The organism is Actinomyces sp. HMT 175 (genome assembly GCF_016694895.1).
Classification (GTDB): Bacteria; Actinomycetota; Actinomycetes; order Actinomycetales; family Actinomycetaceae; genus Actinomyces; species Actinomyces oris.
Window position 1 is genome coordinate 156,682 of record NZ_CP068012.1, and the last position, 16,987, is coordinate 173,668.

Here is a 16,987-nt window from a genome sequence, read left to right on the forward strand (position 1 = left end):
ACCGTCACGCGGTGGGCATGTAGCCGACGATCTCGGTCCCGTGGATGCCGATCATCAGGTGCGAGTCGGTGAGATTGGCCTGAATATGCGCCAATCTCCCCGGAGGGGCGATGACCCGCGACGTGCGGGTGTCGATGACGAGGGATGTTTCATCGTTTGTCGCCTGGCTCCACTGGCGGTGGAATGCGAACGGGGCCGCCAGGATGTGTCGGTCGCTGGTGAGATGCCAGCCGAGCTGCAGCGTGCCTCGCCCCGGAGTCCGGTCGAGGCCCTTCTCGAGGGGCAGCGTCACGGGGGTGCCGTTGAAGGTGCAGGCGCTGGGGGAGGCGCACTCGACGGTGTACGTGGCCCAGGAGAGGTCCCCCGATTCGTAGGCCCGCTGGAACTGCTCCACGGTGGGGGTTCCCGATTCCGACAGGAGCAGCGCCGCATTGCTCCCGGAGAGGGGGAATGTCCCCCTCGGCTCTCCTTGAAGGGAGTAGGCCTCAGCGGTCTCGGAGTCCCGGGGGATGTGGATCCACCCGTCGTGCGCGGGGATGTATGTCGATTCCCTCCCCAGATCCTCGCCCGCCCAGTCGGTGCGGACGCTCCCGTCAGCGAGGTTCATGAGACCAGTCCGTGCCGCATAGTTGTTGTTAACCGAGACGGCCGACACCAGGATGCTTCCAGTGGCGTCATCTCCTGCGATTCGTGACGGCAGAGGGGTGGTTTGGGCGTCGTACCTGCGCTCCCAGCGCCGAGTGGGCCGCCCGCCGCTCCAGTCCCAGGCGCTGCACCGGTTGGTGCTGCTGTAGGTGTCGCAGGTGATGATGAGATGAGGGGAGATGACGTACGGCCAGTCGTCTGAGGACCACGGGGCGGCTTCTGTGCGCCCGGTGGCCGGATCGAGAATCTCGTGATTGAGAACCAAGTGCCCGCCCCACCATGGAGATCCCCATACGTGGATGTTCTTGTCCGGCAGCTCCCACAGTATCCTTGGGCCTGTCTTGTCAAGGAGGTAACCGCGTAGAGCGCCCTTCTCTCCGCGGGACTCCACAACGAGGTAGTTCCCGCATCGGTGGATCACGGGGGAGCTCAGAGTCGCGGATGGGTCGGTTCCGCTGTCGAAGCGCCAGGCCTCACTCCACTGGGTTCCCGGTGCGGGGCTCGTGCCGGTGGAGGTGTCGCATGACGTCGTCTCATTCGTCTCGGCCGAGGCCTGCCAGGTTGAGTACGCCGGCGCCTCCGGTTGAGTGAGTGAGGACGCCATGACTGGTCGCTGCTGAGCCCACGCTTGTGCGAGCGTGAGGAAGACGCTGATGACGACGAGCACGAGTGCAGTCTGGAGCAGCCGGCTGCTCCAGGCCATTCGAGCAACACGGATCCCCAGGTGCCGAAGGCCCACCGCACTGAATCGCATGGGACTAGCATTCCCCACTCCATGCGGCGGCGGGACTGTTCTCCCTGTGACGTCGGGGGAACCGGTGGGGAGAACTGCCGTGAGGCGCGTCATGGGCCGGTGACGGCTCGCCGTCGGCCTGGGTGGGGCGCCGCGTGGCCGGTAGGCTGACGGGCATGTCGAAGAAGAAGCGCCACGGGCGCCGTCCAGCCCCCGCGTCGGCCAAGCCCCGCAAGCAGAGCATCGAGTTCGTCGCCCGTCCCTTCGCCGGTCTGCCGGCCGAGGAGGACCTCGTGGCGATGGCTCAGATCATCCCGGCCGCCACGGCCACCGTGCGCCTGACCAAGGAGTACGGGGGCAAGCAGGTCCAGCTCGTCACGCTCCTTCCCGAGTTCGTCCAGGGGCTTAAGCGCTCCGACGGCGAGGTCCTCGTGGCCATGCAGACCTCCATGCATTCTGGGGACGCCTCCCGCGACGTCGCCGCCGCCGTCCTGGCCACCCTCGAGCTGCCGGAGGGCCAGGCCCTGCGTACCGACGGCCTGCCCGAGCCCGGCCCGCGCCTCCAGGACATCCTCGACACCACTGAGCCGCCGGTCGTCTCCGTGCGCGAGACCTTCGACTTCTGGATCGACCCGCAGGCGGCCGGCGAGAACGAGCAGGCACGCCAGGTCATCGAGGAGGCCATCGAGCGCGCCAAGGAGGAGATCGCCCCGACCCGGCCCGTTCCCGGCGTCGAGCACGCCTACTGGTGCCGACTGGGCGCCAAGGAGTTCGTGCGCTGGGCGCGTGGGGAGGATGAGGACGAGTTCTTCAACGCCTTCGCCCGCATCTACGCCGCGCGCGAGTCCGACCTGGAGGAGGGGGCGCGCTTTGTCGGCGCCTTCCGGGCCAACGGCCTGGCCATCCCGGTGTGGGAGCTCGTCGCCGGCACGGAGGCCGAGGAGCTCACCAAGCCGCTGCAGGCCATGGGCAAGCGCCTGGAGGCAGCACTGGCCGACACCAGCCCCCTGAGCCCCGAGGTCCGCCGCGCCAAGGCCGGCATCATCTCCCGCCAGGTCAATCTCTGACTCTTTTTCTTGTCGAGCCGGGCATTCGTCGCGTCGCCCTCCGGAATTTCTGCCGGGTACTGCGAAGAATGCCCGGATCGGTGCTGGCTGGGGCGGGCGACTCCTCCTGCTGGTCTGACCGGCCCCTCGCTGACGGGGGCATCTCGCGCGCCCGGGGACACTTTCTTCCGGCCGGGGGCATCTTGCGCGTTGGGGGACGGGAATCCGGTCCCCGACGGCGTCGAATGCCCCCGTCCGGAAGGACACGCACCCGGCCGCGCGGAATGCCCCCGTCAGTGTCGGTGGTGGGGTCAGGTGGTGGGCCTGTCGGTCGAGAGATCGCGGTAGGCCGGTGCTCGCTGGCGACGTGACGAGGACGTGGTGGTGGGCCTGCGTGCGCAGTGCGCAGCCCTACGTGAAGACGTACAGGTCGAATGGGTGGACGGTGAACCCGGGGCCGCAGCGCGCGGCTCAGGTCTCGGCGATGTGCAGGCGCCGGCGCGTCACGCGCGGCAGGCCGCGTCCGTAGAGGGTGCCCTCCTTGGCCTTGATGGCGGCCACGAGCACGAAGCTCAGCGAGATGAGCAGCGCCCAGCTGCCGAACTTGCCGGCATGCACCAGGTGCCAGCCGTCGGCCTGGTTGGGGTAGCGCCAGGCGCTCAGCGCCGTGGCCAGGTTCTCCGCCAGCCAGAGGAAGCCCCCGATGAGGATGAAGGCCACCGTCGTCGGCATCCAGTAGCGGTCACCGCCGACAGTGAAGTGGACGGCGCTTCCCCACAGGGCGATGAGGAAACCGGCCGCGATCACCCAGCGCAGGTCGACGATGACGTGATGGGTGAAGAAGTTGAGGTAGGCAGCCACGGCCAGCAGACTCACCGGCCACCACCGAAAACCGCCCACGTGCAGGTCGAGGCGCCTGAAGGCCTGACAGATGTAGGAGCCGACGGAGGCGTACATGAATCCGGAGAAGACCGGCACCCCGCCGACGCGTACCACTCCCGCGTCCGGATAGGCCCAGGAGCCGGTGTGGACCTTGAACACCTCCAGCGCCAGCCCGATGAGGTGGAAGGCGCAGATGACGCCGAGCTCGCGCCAGGTCTCCTGCTTGAGGGCCACGAAGGCGATCTGAACGACGACGACGTAGATCAGCAGGGCGTCGTAACGGGCGATCGGCGGATTCGTGTACTTCCAGATCAGGGCACTGGCCGCGAGTCCGACGAAGATGGCGATGGCGAAGGCGCAGCAGGCCAGCTCCAGGAGGGCGAACTGGACCAGGCGGCGGGGGAGCAGGCGCCACCGACTCAGGGGGAGGCGAGCGGTATCGGGCACGACCGAAGTATGCCAGCGCCGTGACGTTGCCCCGCTGATGGGGACATTCCCTCACGGCCGGGGACATCCTGCGCGTGTGGGGACACTTTCTTCCGGCCGGGGGCATCTCGCGCGTTCGGGGACGGGTTTGCTGTCCCCGACGGCGTCGAATGCCCCCGTCCGGAAGGACACGCACCCGGCCGCGTGGAATGCCCCCGTCGAGGGGCACGTGACTACTGAGAGGACAGCCCGTCCGGGTTCGGCCACCAGCCGGCCGACACCATCACCGGATCGAGCGCAGTGCTCGCTTGATGATCCGTTCGGTGGCGGGGGTGGGCGACTCCTCTTGCCAGCGCTCGCAGAGCTCCCTGGCCCAGGCGGGCTGGGTCTTGGCGGCGTCGTTGATCCAGTTCGCCACAGAGTCCTGCACATAGCGGGAGGAGTCGGCACGCAGCGGCTCGAGCAGCGGAAGGCCCCGCTCGGGCTCCTTCTTGAGCGCGGGAATGTGCCGCGCCCACACGCCCCGCGGACGCAGCGACTCGCTGGCGAAGCGCCGAATGCGCTCCGAGGGTTCCGAGGTCCATGGCCGCAGCGCGCGGATCGCCTCGTCGAGCTGGGACACCAGGTGCGGTCGCACCGCCATCCATGCCCACTCGCGCACTCCGAAGTGCGGGTCGTCCGCGGCCGGTCGCACCAGGGCCAACAGCGTGTCGACGTCGGCGTCCTTCTCCTGGGAGACCAGGGCGAAGACCGCCCAGCCCCGGACGGTGTCGGCCGGGTGGTCAGCGAGATCCAGGCAGGCGGAGTGACCCAGGTGCGTATACAGCGCTTCGCCCATGGTCTGCATACGGGCCAGGATGCCGAGCGAGTCGGCGTGCTTGGCCGCCTCCACCAGCCCCTCGGGCGCCTCCGGCACGACCTGCGTCAGAAGTGCGGAATGGGTGATGGCCAGGATCTCCGCCAGGGTTCGGGACTCGTCTCGTCCCGAGTTCAGCTCGGCTTGGCGCGCCGCGGTCACACCGGGGCTCATGCGTCACTTCACCACGAGCCGGGCCACGCGCTTGAGGTGCTTCTTGTGCTGGCGTCGGCCGGTCTTGCCGACCTTGCCGAAGTTGACCCAGCTCCGCCCGCCCATGCCCAGCTGCTTGAGGACGGCGCCCAGGAACACCGAGCCGACGTAGTTGCCGCAGAACCGGCGCAGGAACCAGGTCGGGGCGGTTGAGGTGGTGAGCACCAGCACCTGCTGGATGTGGGTGAGGTGCCCCTTCACCCCGGAGGCAGTCGGGTGGTAGGCCCAGTTCTGTTTCATGACCTTGTCGACGAAGCCCTTGACGATGGAGGGCACCTCGCTCCACCAGATCGGTGCGATGATGACGATGCGCGAGGCCCCTTCGATGAGCTTCTGGTAGTGGCTCACCAGCGGGTCCAGCGTGCCGCCCTCCGTGAACAGGGCCAGTTCTTCGGTGGGCATGCGCGGGTCGAAGCCGTCGGCGTAGAGGTCGACGACGTCGTAGGGGCGGCCCGCCTTGTCCAGGGCGGAGGTAGCAGTCTCGAGCACGGCATGGTTGAAGGAGCCGTCGTAGGGGTGGGCGTAGATGATGAGAGTGCGGTCGCCCGTGTTCTTGAGGGTCGTTTTAGCGGTCATCAGCTGTCTCCAATCGTGACGATGGTGCGCAAGGCTGCGCGGACGAAGGTGGTGTCGGCGGTGGTGCTGTCGGTCGCCATCCGCGGGCACCGGTGCCACCGACTCAGCGGAAGGCGCGCGGCATTGGGTACGACCAACGTACGCCGTGTCTCCGAGAGCTCGCTGGCATGTGGGGACATCCTGCGCGTGCGGGGACACTTTCTTCCGGCTGGGGACGTGTTGCGCGTTGGGGGACGGGTTTGCTGTCCCCGACGGCGTCGAATGCCCCCGCCCGGAAGGACACGCACCTGGCCGCGCGGAATGTCCCCCTCAGCATTGGCGGCGGTCCGGGAAGCGGCGGGCAGGCGTGGCGGGGTGGATGGGGAGGGGCCGTGTTGCGCACACCTGGCACGTGCTGTCAATGACGAGTGACCACCATGCGGTCGGTCCGGGCCGGAGGGTACGGACTGACGACGGCGCGGCACTCGCCTGTGAGCGCTCCCAATGGCGGCAGCGCAGCGATGCATGACGATCGTCAAGATACCTCTGACCTGCGCGAATATCGGTATGGGTGAACCGCGGCCGCAGATCCTTGACACCGCCGCCACAGCGTCCTTCAATCGTGTCACAACCATCACAGCACAACAACGGCACGACGAGCGCCCCGCGCCGGGGCGTCCCGGCCCGTCCAGGATGAGAGGAGCACTGATGACCGGTACTGTTTGCGGCTCCACGCCGCGGTTGACGGCTATGCGTGTCAGCCTGCTGGGCTCCTGCTCATCGGCCGGCCGCCATCGATGCCCCTCGACCGCTATCCGGTAGCCCCTGCTGATCGCCGGCCAGTCCCTCTCGGGCCTCCGCACCGGCAGGAGGGGGCAGGGAGTCCCGCTCCCTCGCCCGCTACCGAGGTCCCGGCCCGGGCTCATCGTTGAGTCACGTGCCCCGGGGCTGGACCAGCATCAGCACCAGTACCAGTACCAGTTCCCGCCCGCGCCCACCGCCCTCGAACAGAGCGGGGCGCCCACCAATTCATCCAATCTTCTTCGCCGTCAGATCTGCGACGCCTATGGACCTTTGTTCCGCTTCCTGGCGCCCTGGTGAGACGGCAATGTCGCCGCCGGGCCCGCCCGCCATGCGGCGAGTGAAGCGAAAGGCCTGCTTGTTATGACCGATCACTCCTCGAAGCACTCTCCAACCGGACCCGCTGCCTCTGCGGCCGACTCCCACCCGCAGGGCGCCCCCGCCGACACGGCGGACGTCGCACCCGCCCCCGCCACCAGCCCGGTGAGCACCGGGCCGCCCGAGCGGCCGCCGGTTCATCCGCAGCACCCGAGCTCAGGAACCTGGCGGGCCGTCCGCACGGCCGGCGTCCCCTTGAGCGTGCGTGAGGTCGAGGCAGCCGCCTCCGCGGCGCCCGCCGCCCACACCTCCGCCCAGTCCGCCACCCGCTCCTCGGTCCATTCGCCTTCCGAGACCGCGGCGGCCGGCGTCGTCCTGCGCGACCTTGCCGACGAGTACGCCTTGCTTCTGTGCGCACACGACCCCGAGGCGGCCGCCCGTACCGGTCTGCCCGGCGGAACCATCCTGCCCGACTACTCGCCCGCGGGGCTGGTCGAGCGTCTCAGTGCCGAGCGCTCCCTGCGCCACCGCGTGGCCGCCGTCGACCGCTCGACCGGCTCCGACGAGCTCCTGCGCCGCCACCTCCTGGAGCGTCTGGAGACCTCCATCCAGTTCATCTCCGCCGGGGAGGAGGGCGGAAACCTCGGCTTCCTCTCCTCTCCGTTCCAGCAGATCGCCCGCCAGCTGCACCGGCCCCCCGAGGCCCCCGACCGTGCCGGCTCCGAGGAGGCGGATCTCGCTGAGGCCGAGGCCAAGTGGGAGGACGCCTGGAACCTGCACCGCACCCGCCTGGAGGCGCTGCCCGCCGCACTGGAGGGGCTGGCCGCCTCCCTGGCCGCCTCCGCCGAGGCCGGTGCGATTGCCCCGCTCAGTCAGGTCGACGTCGTCGCCGGGCAGGCGCGCGACCTGGCCCGACGTCGGACCCTGGGGCTGCCCGAGGACCTGCCGGCCACCCTGCACGTCCAGCTCCAGGAGGCGGACATCGTCGCCCGCCGCGCCGCGCTGGACTTCGCCTCCCACCTGCGTACGACGCTCTCGCCGCGGGCGCCCCAGGCTGAGGGGGTCGGCCCGCAGCGCCACGCCCTGTGGATGCGCCGCGTCCTGGGCACCCGGGTGGACCCCGAGGAGACCTACGCCTGGGCCACCGAGGAGCTGGGGCGGGTCATCGCCGAGCAGGACGCCATCGCCGTCGACATCCTGGGGCCTGGCGCCGATGCCGGCAGCCTCAACCGGCACCTGCGCGCCGACCCGACCCGCGCCGTGCGCGCGCAGGACTACACGATCTGGGCGCAGGAAGTGGCCGACGAGGCCTGGGACGCCGTCGTCGGCCGGATCCTCGACCCGCCCGACGGCCTGGGGCGCCCCCGGGTGCGCCTCGGGGAGCCCGGCGACGGCGCCGTCCACTACGAGGAGCCGCGCGGAACCGGCGGGGAGCGCCGGCCCGGCGTCATCATGCGTTCCCTGGCCGACGGCGAGCAGCTGGTGTGGCCGTGGATGGAGCGGACCACCGTCCTGCACGAGTCGGTTCCGGGCCACCACGTCCACGTCGGCGCGCATGCCACCAGTACGCGCCTGACCGCCTGGCAGCGCTACCTGGGCTCCGTGCCCGGCTGCGACGAGGGCTGGGGCCTGTACGCCGAGTCCCTCGCCGACGAGCTCGGGCTCATGCCCACGCCCGAGGACCGCTTCGGCCGCCTGGCGGCACGCCGGTGGCGCCTGGCCCGGGTCCTCGTGGACCTGGGCGTCCACTCCCGGCTCCCCGTGCCCGACGACGTCGCCGCCCTCCCGGGGGCCTGCCACGAGTGGAACCGGGCGACCGTCACCGCCGTGCTACGCCACCACACCGTGATCTCCGAGGGGCGCCTGCGCTTCGAGGTCTCCCGGCACCTGGGGTGGCCGGCCCAGCCGCTGGCCTACGCGGTGGGGGAACGGGTCTGGCAGGCCGGTCGGCGCAGTGCCCAGGCGCAGGCCCGCACCGAGGGCGGCGAGCTGGATCTGCGCGCCTTCCACAACCGGGGCATCGACCTGGGCAGCGTGGGGCTCGATCTGCTCGCAAGCGCCTTGCACTGACCTGCATGAAGGATGCAGGGCTGGAGGACCAAGGCGTGCCGGGGCGGCAGGGGAGTCGCCCCGGCACACGGAAGGACGCGAAATGCGCCGGCGGAACCCGGCTCCGTTGACGGGCTCCTTGTCTCCACTGTGCCACGAGAACCGGGTGTGACATGCCGAAATACGTGACTCTAGCTCCCGAATGAGGAATCCTGATTCATTGCTGCAAGATTTCTCAGTTTCTCCGGGGACCGTGGTCCCATGCTGAAGGTTTGACACAAGATCACCCAGGAAAGTCTGAAAGTGGCGAGGGGTGCTCTCCTCGTGGTGCATCGGCGTGTCGCAGCGGTCGGCGCGACGTGCGCGGGGGTCGGTGGGTGTGCCTGTGCTGCGCGCGAATCCCGAGGATTCCACGCCGCATGGCATGAGATCGCAGAACTTGACGGGCCTCACAAAAAAGGCGTGCGATAACGAGGCGCTCAGGTATCGGCTGGAGGCCGGGAGTCTGGATACCCTGGGGGAGTGAGTTCCACCAAGCGGCCCGACCAGCGCGTTGCCGTGGTCATCCCTGCCAAGGATGAGGCTGAGCGCATCGCCACCACTGTCCGGGCCTGCCGCTCCATCCCGCGAGTGGACCTCGTCATCGTCGTCGACGACGGCTCGACCGACGGAACCCAGGACCACGCCCGCGCCGCCGGGGCCGTGACAGTCCGCCACTCCGTCTCACGCGGGAAGGCCTCCGCCATGGAGACCGGGGCCTCCGTCGTCGCCATGCGCGACTACTCCGACGGTCCCGCCCGGCTGCTGCTGTTCATCGATGCCGACCTGGGGGACTCGGCCGCCTCCTGCGCCGAGCTGGTGCCTCCGGTCGTCGACGGCGTGGCCGACATGTCCATCGCGGTTCCTCCCAAGCAGTCCGGGGCAGGCGGCCGCGGCCGGGTCGTGCGCGCCGCCAGGCGGGCCATCTCGCTGTCCACTGGGTGGCTGCCCGTGGCGCCGCTGTCCGGTCAGCGATGCCTGAGCCGTGAGGCCTATGAGAAGGCGGTGCCTCTGGCCGACGGCTGGGGGGTGGAGGTCGGCCTGACCATCGACGTCCTCGTGGCCGGGCTCGCCGTCATCGAGGTCCCCTGTGACATCACCCACCGCGTCACTGGTAACGACCGGGCCGGCACGATGCACCGCGCCTCCCAGTACAAGGACGTCCTGCGGGCCGTGACCCGGCGCAAGCTGCGCCGCCACCGCGTACCGCGCGCCTCCTTCGAGAGGGCGGCCGCCGAGCAGGACCACTTCTTCGCCTACCGTGCCGTGCCGCAGCCCCCCAAGGCCGACGACGACGTCGAGGTCGCGGAGAAGCCGCATCACGGTGAGGGCTCGCAGGCCGCCTCGGAGACGGCCGAGAGCTAGCGCGCCGACTCACTGCCGGCCAGCGTCAGCGCCAGCAGGGCGGGGGCGGCGGACGCCAGGATGAAGCCGGCCATCGTGACACCGGAGTCGTTGACCAGGACGGCCACGAGCGTCAGTACACCCAGGGACTTCAGCGCCGTCGTCACCCATCGCGCGGAGGGGGATATTCCACGCGTTGGGGAACCGGATTCCCGTCCCCCCACGCGTGGAATGTCCCCGTGGGCGGCGGGGGCGAGCCAGGCGTAGGGGCTCGTGCCGGAGCGCCAGGCCCGTACCTGCCGGCGCCCCCACCACAGGGCCGCGACCACGATGACCACGGCGCAGGCCAGGGCTGCCGCCATGACCGGCTTCGTGACGAAGGGGCCGACCAGCGCGTAGGCCTTGCGCCCCAGCACGCCGGCGGCCGAGCCGTCGGCCACCTGACGGGCGAAGCGCCCCAGGTGCGTGGGCCCACCGGGCCGGAGGAGGTCGACGACGGCGAAGCCGCCCACCACCAGGACCGTTGCGGCCCCGATGGCCAACCAGCGCCGCCAGCTCAGGTGCAGACCCGCCAGGCCCGCAGCGAGGAAGGCCAGCGTCGGCACCAGAGTCAGGGCGCCGCCCACGTCCGCGCCCAGCTGAGGGGCCCCATCGACGAGCAGCGCCGCCCCGCCCAGCAGGGCCGTCACCAGCAGCGCGCTCCGCCGGCCGCCGCCCAGAACCTCCCAGACGCCGGCGATGACGACGATGAGCGCGCCGGCCACCAGCGCGAAAGCCGTATTCGACACCCCGTAGAAACGGCCCGCCACCACCGCGTTCATGCCCAGCGGGTTGTTGAAGGCCAGGGGCGCGCCCGCGGCGGCGTCGACCAGCCAGGCCAGCGGGATCGCCGCCGCAACCAGCAGCGCCGTCAGGCTCGCTCCGTTGCGGGGTGGAGACGGCAAGGCGGGCTCGGGGCCGTCGGCCTCGCCCGGCGGCGGATCGGCCGTGGCCTCTCCTTGGGCGGAGGGGGCGCCAGCGGAACCGGTCGGCTCGGGGGTGGCTGCGGCACCAACCGCTGAGGGTGACGGACTCGGTGAGGTGGCGGAGCGGGGCCGCTTGCGCCGCCGTACCAGCGCCACGATCCCGGCGGCCAGTCCCACGATCCCGGCGGCCAGTCCCACGATCCCGGCGGCCAGTCCCACGATCCCGGCCGCGATCAGCGCGGCCGCGACCACGGCGACGAGTGAGGCCCACCCCGAGGGAGAACCGGCCCGGGCCCCCACGCGCCACCACGGGGCGGCATTGACCAGCAGCAACGCCGTCGGCAGGCCGCCGAGGTAGACGGCCACCCACGTGACCCGGCGGCGGAGAACCTCGCGCCGGCTCGCCTTCGGGGCGCGCAGCGCGACGGCCGCCCAGACCAGGAGCGCCACGGCCAGGCCCATGAGCAGGGCGCCGGCCCGCATGACCGTGGCCTGGGAGGCGCGGGCGTGCAGGGCATCGTCGGCGAGCCCCGAGATACGGGCTCCCCCGGTGGCGGTGCTTGTGTCGGTCGTTGCCACGCCCGCGCGACCGGTCTCGGGCAGCGTGAGCGCGTGGCCGTCGAAGGCCGGGTCGCGGCGGCCGGCCAGGGCGGAGACGAGAGTCGGGGTGAGGTCAGTCAGCTGGACCAGGCCCGCCTGGTGCGTGGAGTCGCCGACGACAAGACCCCCGGAGGTGCCGCGCGCGCTCCTCGTGCCCGCGGGCAGGACCGCCAGTTGGGGGCCGGGGGCCTCGGCGTCGGCCAGGGAGGCGACGAGGATGCGAGTGCCGGGACGCGACTGCTCCTGGACGGTGCGCAGGGCCTCGTCGAGGGCGGCGATCCGCTCGGCGTCGGTGGAGGCGGCGCTCGCGGTGTCGATGAAGGTGAGGTCCGCGTCGGCGGTCAGGGCATCGGCCACCGACGGCGCCCCGGGGGCTGGCCTGCCCGGTGAGCTCCCCGGTGCTCCTGTGGCCAGCTGTGTGCCGGGGCCGACGGTCTGGATCGAGACGTCCTGCCCGAGCGCCCCGACCAGGGGGGTGCTGTGGGGGATCGCGGCGGTGGGGCCGGCGCAGGAAGCGGACGCCTCGACGGCGCTCGCGCGCCTGCCCCGGCCCAGGGTGAGCCAGGCGTCGGCCGGGCAGGTGCGGTCAGCCGGAGTGCGCACGGACAGGTTCATCGGCTCGCCCCGCCCGGCGAAGGCCAACAGGCGGTCGGCCGCCGGGCCGACGCCGGAAGAATCGGAGTCCTGACCGGCGCCCTCGCGGGAGGCCTGTGCTTGCAGGTCCGCCCAGGTGAGATTGTTCGTCGCCAGGACGACCACCGGCGCCGGTCGCGAAGACGAGCGCGAAGACGAGGCGGCATCGGAGGCCGGCTGGGAGGCCTGCTGGGACGCCGGTGCTGCCTCGGATTCCGGCGCCGTCGGGGCCGCGGTGGCGAGGGCCGGACCCACCACCGCCAGGATCATGCCGATGACCACCAGCAGCACGAGGACGTACACGACCCCGCGCACCAGGCGCTGTTGACGTCGTCGAGGTCTCACCCGACCAGCCTACGGGGCCGGGCCGCTCACAGGTACTGGCGGGCCACGGCGACTGCCTCCCCGCCATAGCCCCCGCCGAAGAGGAAGGCGTGAATCATGAGGATGTGCCAGGAGTGCAGGCCCACCCGCTCGCGCCAGCCCTCCGCCAGCGGCGAGACCTCGTGGTAGGCCGCGTAGATGCGATCCAGGTAGCGCTGCCCGAACACGCCCAGGGCCGCCAGGTCGGTCTCGGCGTGCGCGCCCTGCGCCATCGGGTCAATGAGTACGCCGACCACCGTCGGCCCGCCGGCTGGCCCGCCCACGGGTGTCTGCCCGGGGTCAGGCTCCTGCGGCCCGAGCCCGGCCCGCGGCAGCGCCCACTGGGCGGCCTCATCTGCTGGGGTCCACAGGACATTGCCGCACCACAGGTCCCCGTGCGTGCGGGCCACCGCGACCCGCGCGCCGCGCTCGCGGGCGCTGGCGCGCACGAGGGCCGGCTGGTCGGTGTCGAAGTCGCCGTCGCGCAGACGCTCGCACAGCCGCTCGACGACTCGGGCCCCGCCGGCGCTGATCGAGCCGTTGTCCCGACTGGGCTGCAGGTAGGGCAGGATCCGGTCCTCGGCGTAGAACTCGCCCCAGCGGCGCGGCTCGCCCTCCTCGACGGCGTGCGGCCGCAGCCGGATGTCCGAGCGGCCCATCTGCGCCCGGCCGTCCCAGCCGGGAGGCGCCGCCCCGAAGGCCGGGGCGCCCGCGGCGTGGGTGACGGCCAGTGCCCGACCGAAGGCCTCCGCCCCGGCCGGCGTCACGCCGGTCGTCGTCAGGCGTGGCTCCTCCAGCCAGCCCGGGCCGCTGGTCACCGGCACCACGTGCGCCCCGCCGTCGGCCATCGCCTCGGCGAGCCAGGTCAGGCCCTGCGCCTCCAGGGCGGTGGAGACCGGGCCGTCGTCGTGCTTGCGGAAGACACTCATGGCCCCAGCCTGCCAGGCCAGCCGCCGCCGCGGGAGGGCGCGGGGTCCTACGACGGTGGCGGGGGAGTCTGTGGGAGGCCGGCTCTGGCCGGACCTGGGCTGTTCCCTCCGGACCAGGCCAAGCGGCGGGACCGGACCCGCCGGTGAGAGCCCCTGCGTTCCACGGAGCAAACCGCCACCGGCCCGACCGCCCGGACTGGCTACCCTGTGCCCATGACTGCTCCCGCTCCGCTCTGGTCCTTCCTCGGGCCGGCCGGCACCTTCACCGAGATGGCGCTGCGCCAGGTCGCCCCCGTCGACGTCGAGCTCGACCCCTGCCCGGACGTGCCCACCGCCCTGGACCACCTGCGCGAGCGCACAGTGGAGGCCGCCGTCGTGCCCATTGAGAACTCCGTCGAGGGCGGGGTCAACGCCACGCTGGACAACCTCGTGGCCTCCACGCCCCTGGTCATCGCCGCCGAGATGGCCGTGCCGATCACCTTCGTCCTGGCCGGCCGCCCCGGCACCCGCCTGGAGGACGTGCGCGCCATCTCCACCCACCCGCACGCCTGGGCCCAGTGCCGCGGCTGGGTCCACCAGAACCTCCCCGAGGCCGTGTACGTCGCCGGGACCTCCACCTCGGCGCCCGCCCGCGCGCTGGCCACCACCGAGGGGGACACTGGCTTCCAGGCAGTCCTGTGCAACCCGCTGGCCGCCAAGCAATACGGGTTGGAGGTCATCGCCGGGGGCGTGGCGGACAACCCCGACGCCGTCACCCGCTTCGTCAAGGTGACCCGGCCCGGCCGCGTGGGCGAGCCCACCGGCGCCGACAAGACCACCCTGCTCGTCCACCTCCCGCACGACCGCTCCGGCGCCCTGCTGGACATGCTCGAGCAATTCAGCGCCCGCGGCGTCAACCTCTCGCGCATCGAGTCCCGGCCCGTGGGCGACTCCCTGGGGCGCTACCGCTTCTCCATCGACGTCGAGGGGCACGTGCGCGAGGAGCGGGTCCAGGCCGCCCTCATCGGGCTGCACCGCACCTGCCCGGTGGTGCGGTTCCTGGGCTCCTACCCGCGGCTGGACGCCCGCCCGACGGCGGTCCTGGCCGGCACCAGCGACAAGGACTTCGTCGTGGCCCGCTCCTGGGTCGCCGACGTCCTCGAGGGCCGCGCGCTGTAACCGGGGTCCGAGCAGCCGCCCGGCCGCGCAGCCCGCCTGTACAACACCGGCACGCAGGCCTCGCCGTCGCGGTCGAGCCTTATGCCGCGCTGTCGAGGGTTGAAGGCGCGACTGCGCGACCTACCCTACGACCGCGCGCACGCTTCATCTTGTGCCTGCGGGGACATTCTGCGCGGCCGGGTGCGTGTCCTTCCGGGCGGGGGCATTCGACGCCGTCGGGGACAGGAATCCGGTCCCCGCACGCGCAGGGTGTCCCCGGCCGCGAGCAAAAGTCCCCGGACGCGTGGGATGGCCCCGTCGGCGAGCGCACGTCCTCGGTGCCGGGAGGCTGCATCAGTGGACAGGTCAGTGGACAGGCGAGCTCGGCGTGCGCAAGGCTCGGGATGTGAGCTCCTCCGACGCCAGCACCGAGACGACCGCCCCTGCCTCCGCCTCTTCCGCCACCTCCACTGCGCTCGCCGTGCTGCCCGGCCGCCGCGGCGTCGGCCCCTACCGGGTCGTCATGGTGTGCACCGGCAACATCTGCCGCTCCGCCATGGCCGAGATCGTCCTGCGCGACCGCCTCGCCGCCGCCGGCATCTCCGACTCCGGGCCGGGCGGCGTGACCGTCACCTCCGCCGGCGTCTCCGACGAGGAACGTGGCAACCCCATCGACTCCCGGGCCCGCCGCGTCCTGACCGAGGCCGGCTACGGCGTCGGCGCCGACGACGTCTCGCGCGCCACGGGCATCGCCATCGCCTCCCACACCGCCCACCGCGTCACTGACGCCGAGATCACCGAGGCCGACCTCCTGCTGGCCATGACCGACTCCCACTGGAACGTCCTCCAGCGCCGCGCCGCAAGCCTGGGGGCCGAGCCCGACCGCATCCGCATGTACCGCGAGCTCGACCCGGCCTCCACCCAGCAGGTCGAGGCGGTCGCCGCAGGCGGGTCCTCCCGCAGCGTCCTCAACGTGCCCGACCCCTGGTACGGCACCATGGCCGACTTCCTCGACACCCTCGAGGTCGTCGAACGGGTCAGCGACGAGCTCGCCGAGCAGCTCACCGCGCTCCGCGACTAGGGCGCCGCGACTGAGGCTCAGCGACTCAGCGCAGGCGCTCAGTGCAGGCGGTTGTCCAGCCAGCGCATGATGGCCTGAAGGTACTCGGCGCGCGCCAGTGGCCCGGACAGGGCCAGGTCGTGGACGCCCTCGGGGATCTGGCGGACGGTCACGTCGTCGCCCAGGTACTGGGAGCGGTCGATGATCTGCTCCACGTCGAGGACGACGTCGGAGCGCTGCGCCTCCTCCAGGCTCGCCTTGACGCCGCCACTGGCCGTTGAGCAGCACACGAGGATCGGCACCCGGATCCCCAGCCCGTGGTGGACCTCGCGCTGTAGACGCCGGATCCCCGCCAGGAACCCGGCCCGCACCGGGAAGGACGGCGCCGGCTTGAGCGCCAGGTCCCAGTCCCACTCGCCGCGCCAGCGCCGGTGCAGGGCCGCCACGTAGTTGTCCTCATCGCCGCTGCCCGGCTCGCCGATGACGCGCTCGGGGTCCCGCCGCGAGAGGAGGTCCACGAAGGCCGAGCCGTAGGAGCGCACCAGCGCCGAGCCGCGCAGGTCCAACCACGGGGAGTTGAGGACAAGCGCATCCACGGTCCCGGGGTGGTCGGCCGCCCAGATGACCGCCTGCAGCCCGCCGGTCGAGTGCCCGTTGAGGACGACGACGTCGTGCCCGTGCTCGGAGCGGATGATGCGCAGGGCCTCGGCGATCTCCTCGTCATGGACGCGCAGGTCGCGCACGTCGTGCGGGGAGGGGTGTCCGACACCGGCCCGCCCGCAGGCCCGCAGGTCCAGCGCGTAGAACTCGAAGCCGGCGTCGAGGTAGGCCTGGGCCAGGTGGGTCTGGAAGAAGTAGTCGCTGCGGCCGTGCAGGTAGAGGACCGCGCGCGAGTGCCGGGGCCGGCTGGCCCGGCCGGCCGCCTCACGCTGGAAGACGAGCACGGCGTGGTCGGCGCCGGGCGCCTTCGTGGGTGACTCGGTCACCGGGATACGGCGGGCCACCCACGGCTCTCCCAGGATGTCGGGGGCGGTCGGCTCCAAGGTCGCACTCATGAGCAGATCCAAACACGTTGCCCTGTGCGGCGCGAGTAGCGGCGCCGACACGTGACCTGGGAATAGTCAGGATGTTGCGGGAGCGCCGGTGGCGGGTGGACTGAGGTCCGGGCTGAGCGGTGGGTGATGGCCGGGTGGGGCGCGGGTGAGGAGCGAGCGCGGGCCGGCCAGTGGGGCCCGAACGGCCCGGGCTGAAAGCGGGCTGGCCAGCGGGCCCCGTGCAACCCGGGTCGGACCGCTCGCCCCGCCCGGCCCGGCTCGTCTCGCACTTCGGGAACGCCGTCGATGTGGGCGTGACCTCGGTCCCTTGAAGGTGGCCTCGCTTGCGTCGCCAAGGC

Annotated in this window: 12 protein-coding genes; 5 read left to right on the forward strand and 7 right to left on the reverse strand. The window is 71.7% G+C overall.

What is annotated here, in order from left to right:
• Nucleotides 1–4 precede the first annotated feature (4 nt).
• Entirely contained in the window at nt 5–1,249 is a 1,245-nt protein-coding gene (locus tag JJJ14_RS00650) for a serine/arginine repetitive matrix protein 1 (RefSeq protein ID WP_236592861.1), read from the reverse strand.
• Between the two features lie 305 nt (nt 1,250–1,554).
• Here JJJ14_RS00650 and JJJ14_RS00655 point away from each other — a divergent pair, with 305 nt between their 5' ends.
• Complete coding sequence (locus JJJ14_RS00655; protein ID WP_201444402.1) at nt 1,555–2,445, forward strand: DUF5926 family protein; 891 nt, start codon at nt 1,555–1,557, stop codon at nt 2,443–2,445.
• Nucleotides 2,446–2,895: 450 nt separating this feature from the next.
• Here JJJ14_RS00655 and JJJ14_RS00660 read toward each other — a convergent pair whose 3' ends face one another.
• The 3 genes from JJJ14_RS00660 to JJJ14_RS00670 form a co-directional block, all read right to left on the reverse strand.
• Nucleotides 2,896–3,753, reverse strand: coding sequence for a DUF817 domain-containing protein (locus JJJ14_RS00660; protein WP_201444403.1), 858 nt, complete (start codon nt 3,751–3,753; stop codon nt 2,896–2,898).
• 262 nt (nt 3,754–4,015) lie between these two features.
• Nucleotides 4,016–4,762, reverse strand: a complete 747-nt coding sequence (locus JJJ14_RS00665; protein WP_201444404.1) for a DNA alkylation repair protein — start codon at nt 4,760–4,762, stop codon at nt 4,016–4,018.
• A gap of 3 nt (nt 4,763–4,765) precedes the next feature.
• The gene (locus JJJ14_RS00670) at nt 4,766–5,377 is read right to left on the reverse strand and encodes an NAD(P)H-dependent oxidoreductase (RefSeq protein WP_201444405.1); all 612 of its coding nucleotides are present in this window, start codon (nt 5,375–5,377) and stop codon (nt 4,766–4,768) included.
• A 1,143-nt stretch (nt 5,378–6,520) separates the two neighbouring features.
• On the opposite strand from JJJ14_RS00670, the gene JJJ14_RS00675 reads away from it, so the two are divergent.
• Complete coding sequence (locus JJJ14_RS00675) at nt 6,521–8,545, forward strand: DUF885 domain-containing protein (RefSeq protein WP_201444406.1); 2,025 nt, start codon at nt 6,521–6,523, stop codon at nt 8,543–8,545.
• 501 nt (nt 8,546–9,046) lie between these two features.
• Nucleotides 9,047–9,928, forward strand: a complete 882-nt coding sequence (locus tag JJJ14_RS00680) for a glycosyltransferase family 2 protein (RefSeq protein WP_201444407.1) — start codon at nt 9,047–9,049, stop codon at nt 9,926–9,928.
• Here the strand turns inward: JJJ14_RS00680 and JJJ14_RS00685 are convergent.
• A complete protein-coding gene (locus JJJ14_RS00685; protein ID WP_236592862.1) occupies nt 9,925–12,450 on the reverse strand; it encodes a hypothetical protein in 2,526 nt (841 codons plus the stop codon). The genes JJJ14_RS00680 and JJJ14_RS00685 overlap by 4 nt on opposite strands.
• Before the next feature lie 26 nt (nt 12,451–12,476).
• Nucleotides 12,477–13,397, reverse strand: coding sequence for a fructosamine kinase family protein (locus tag JJJ14_RS00690; protein ID WP_201444408.1), 921 nt, complete (start codon nt 13,395–13,397; stop codon nt 12,477–12,479).
• Between the two features lie 213 nt (nt 13,398–13,610).
• On the opposite strand from JJJ14_RS00690, the gene pheA reads away from it, so the two are divergent.
• Both pheA and JJJ14_RS00700 read left to right on the forward strand, forming a co-directional pair.
• The gene (pheA, locus tag JJJ14_RS00695; RefSeq protein WP_201444409.1) at nt 13,611–14,555 is read left to right on the forward strand and encodes a prephenate dehydratase; all 945 of its coding nucleotides are present in this window, start codon (nt 13,611–13,613) and stop codon (nt 14,553–14,555) included.
• Between the two features lie 502 nt (nt 14,556–15,057).
• A complete protein-coding gene (locus tag JJJ14_RS00700) occupies nt 15,058–15,615 on the forward strand; it encodes a low molecular weight protein-tyrosine-phosphatase (RefSeq protein ID WP_201445031.1) in 558 nt (185 codons plus the stop codon).
• Nucleotides 15,616–15,653: 38 nt separating this feature from the next.
• Here the strand turns inward: JJJ14_RS00700 and JJJ14_RS00705 are convergent, their stop codons facing one another.
• Nucleotides 15,654–16,649, reverse strand: a complete 996-nt coding sequence (locus JJJ14_RS00705; protein WP_201444410.1) for an alpha/beta hydrolase — start codon at nt 16,647–16,649, stop codon at nt 15,654–15,656.
• Nucleotides 16,650–16,987 lie beyond the last annotated feature (338 nt).

Coding starts and splice junctions, on each gene's coding strand:
- JJJ14_RS00650 (WP_236592861.1), bottom strand. CDS start 1,249: ATGGCGTCCTCACTCACTCAACCGGAGGCGCCGGCGTACTCAACCTGG.
- JJJ14_RS00655 (WP_201444402.1), top strand. CDS start 1,555: ATGTCGAAGAAGAAGCGCCACGGGCGCCGTCCAGCCCCCGCGTCGGCC.
- JJJ14_RS00665 (WP_201444404.1), bottom strand. CDS start 4,762: ATGAGCCCCGGTGTGACCGCGGCGCGCCAAGCCGAGCTGAACTCGGGA.
- JJJ14_RS00670 (WP_201444405.1), bottom strand. CDS start 5,377: ATGACCGCTAAAACGACCCTCAAGAACACGGGCGACCGCACTCTCATC.
- JJJ14_RS00675 (WP_201444406.1), top strand. CDS start 6,521: ATGACCGATCACTCCTCGAAGCACTCTCCAACCGGACCCGCTGCCTCT.
- JJJ14_RS00690 (WP_201444408.1), bottom strand. CDS start 13,397: ATGAGTGTCTTCCGCAAGCACGACGACGGCCCGGTCTCCACCGCCCTG.
- pheA (WP_201444409.1), top strand. CDS start 13,611: ATGACTGCTCCCGCTCCGCTCTGGTCCTTCCTCGGGCCGGCCGGCACC.
- JJJ14_RS00700 (WP_201445031.1), top strand. CDS start 15,058: ATGGTGTGCACCGGCAACATCTGCCGCTCCGCCATGGCCGAGATCGTC.
- JJJ14_RS00705 (WP_201444410.1), bottom strand. CDS start 16,649: ATGAGTGCGACCTTGGAGCCGACCGCCCCCGACATCCTGGGAGAGCCG.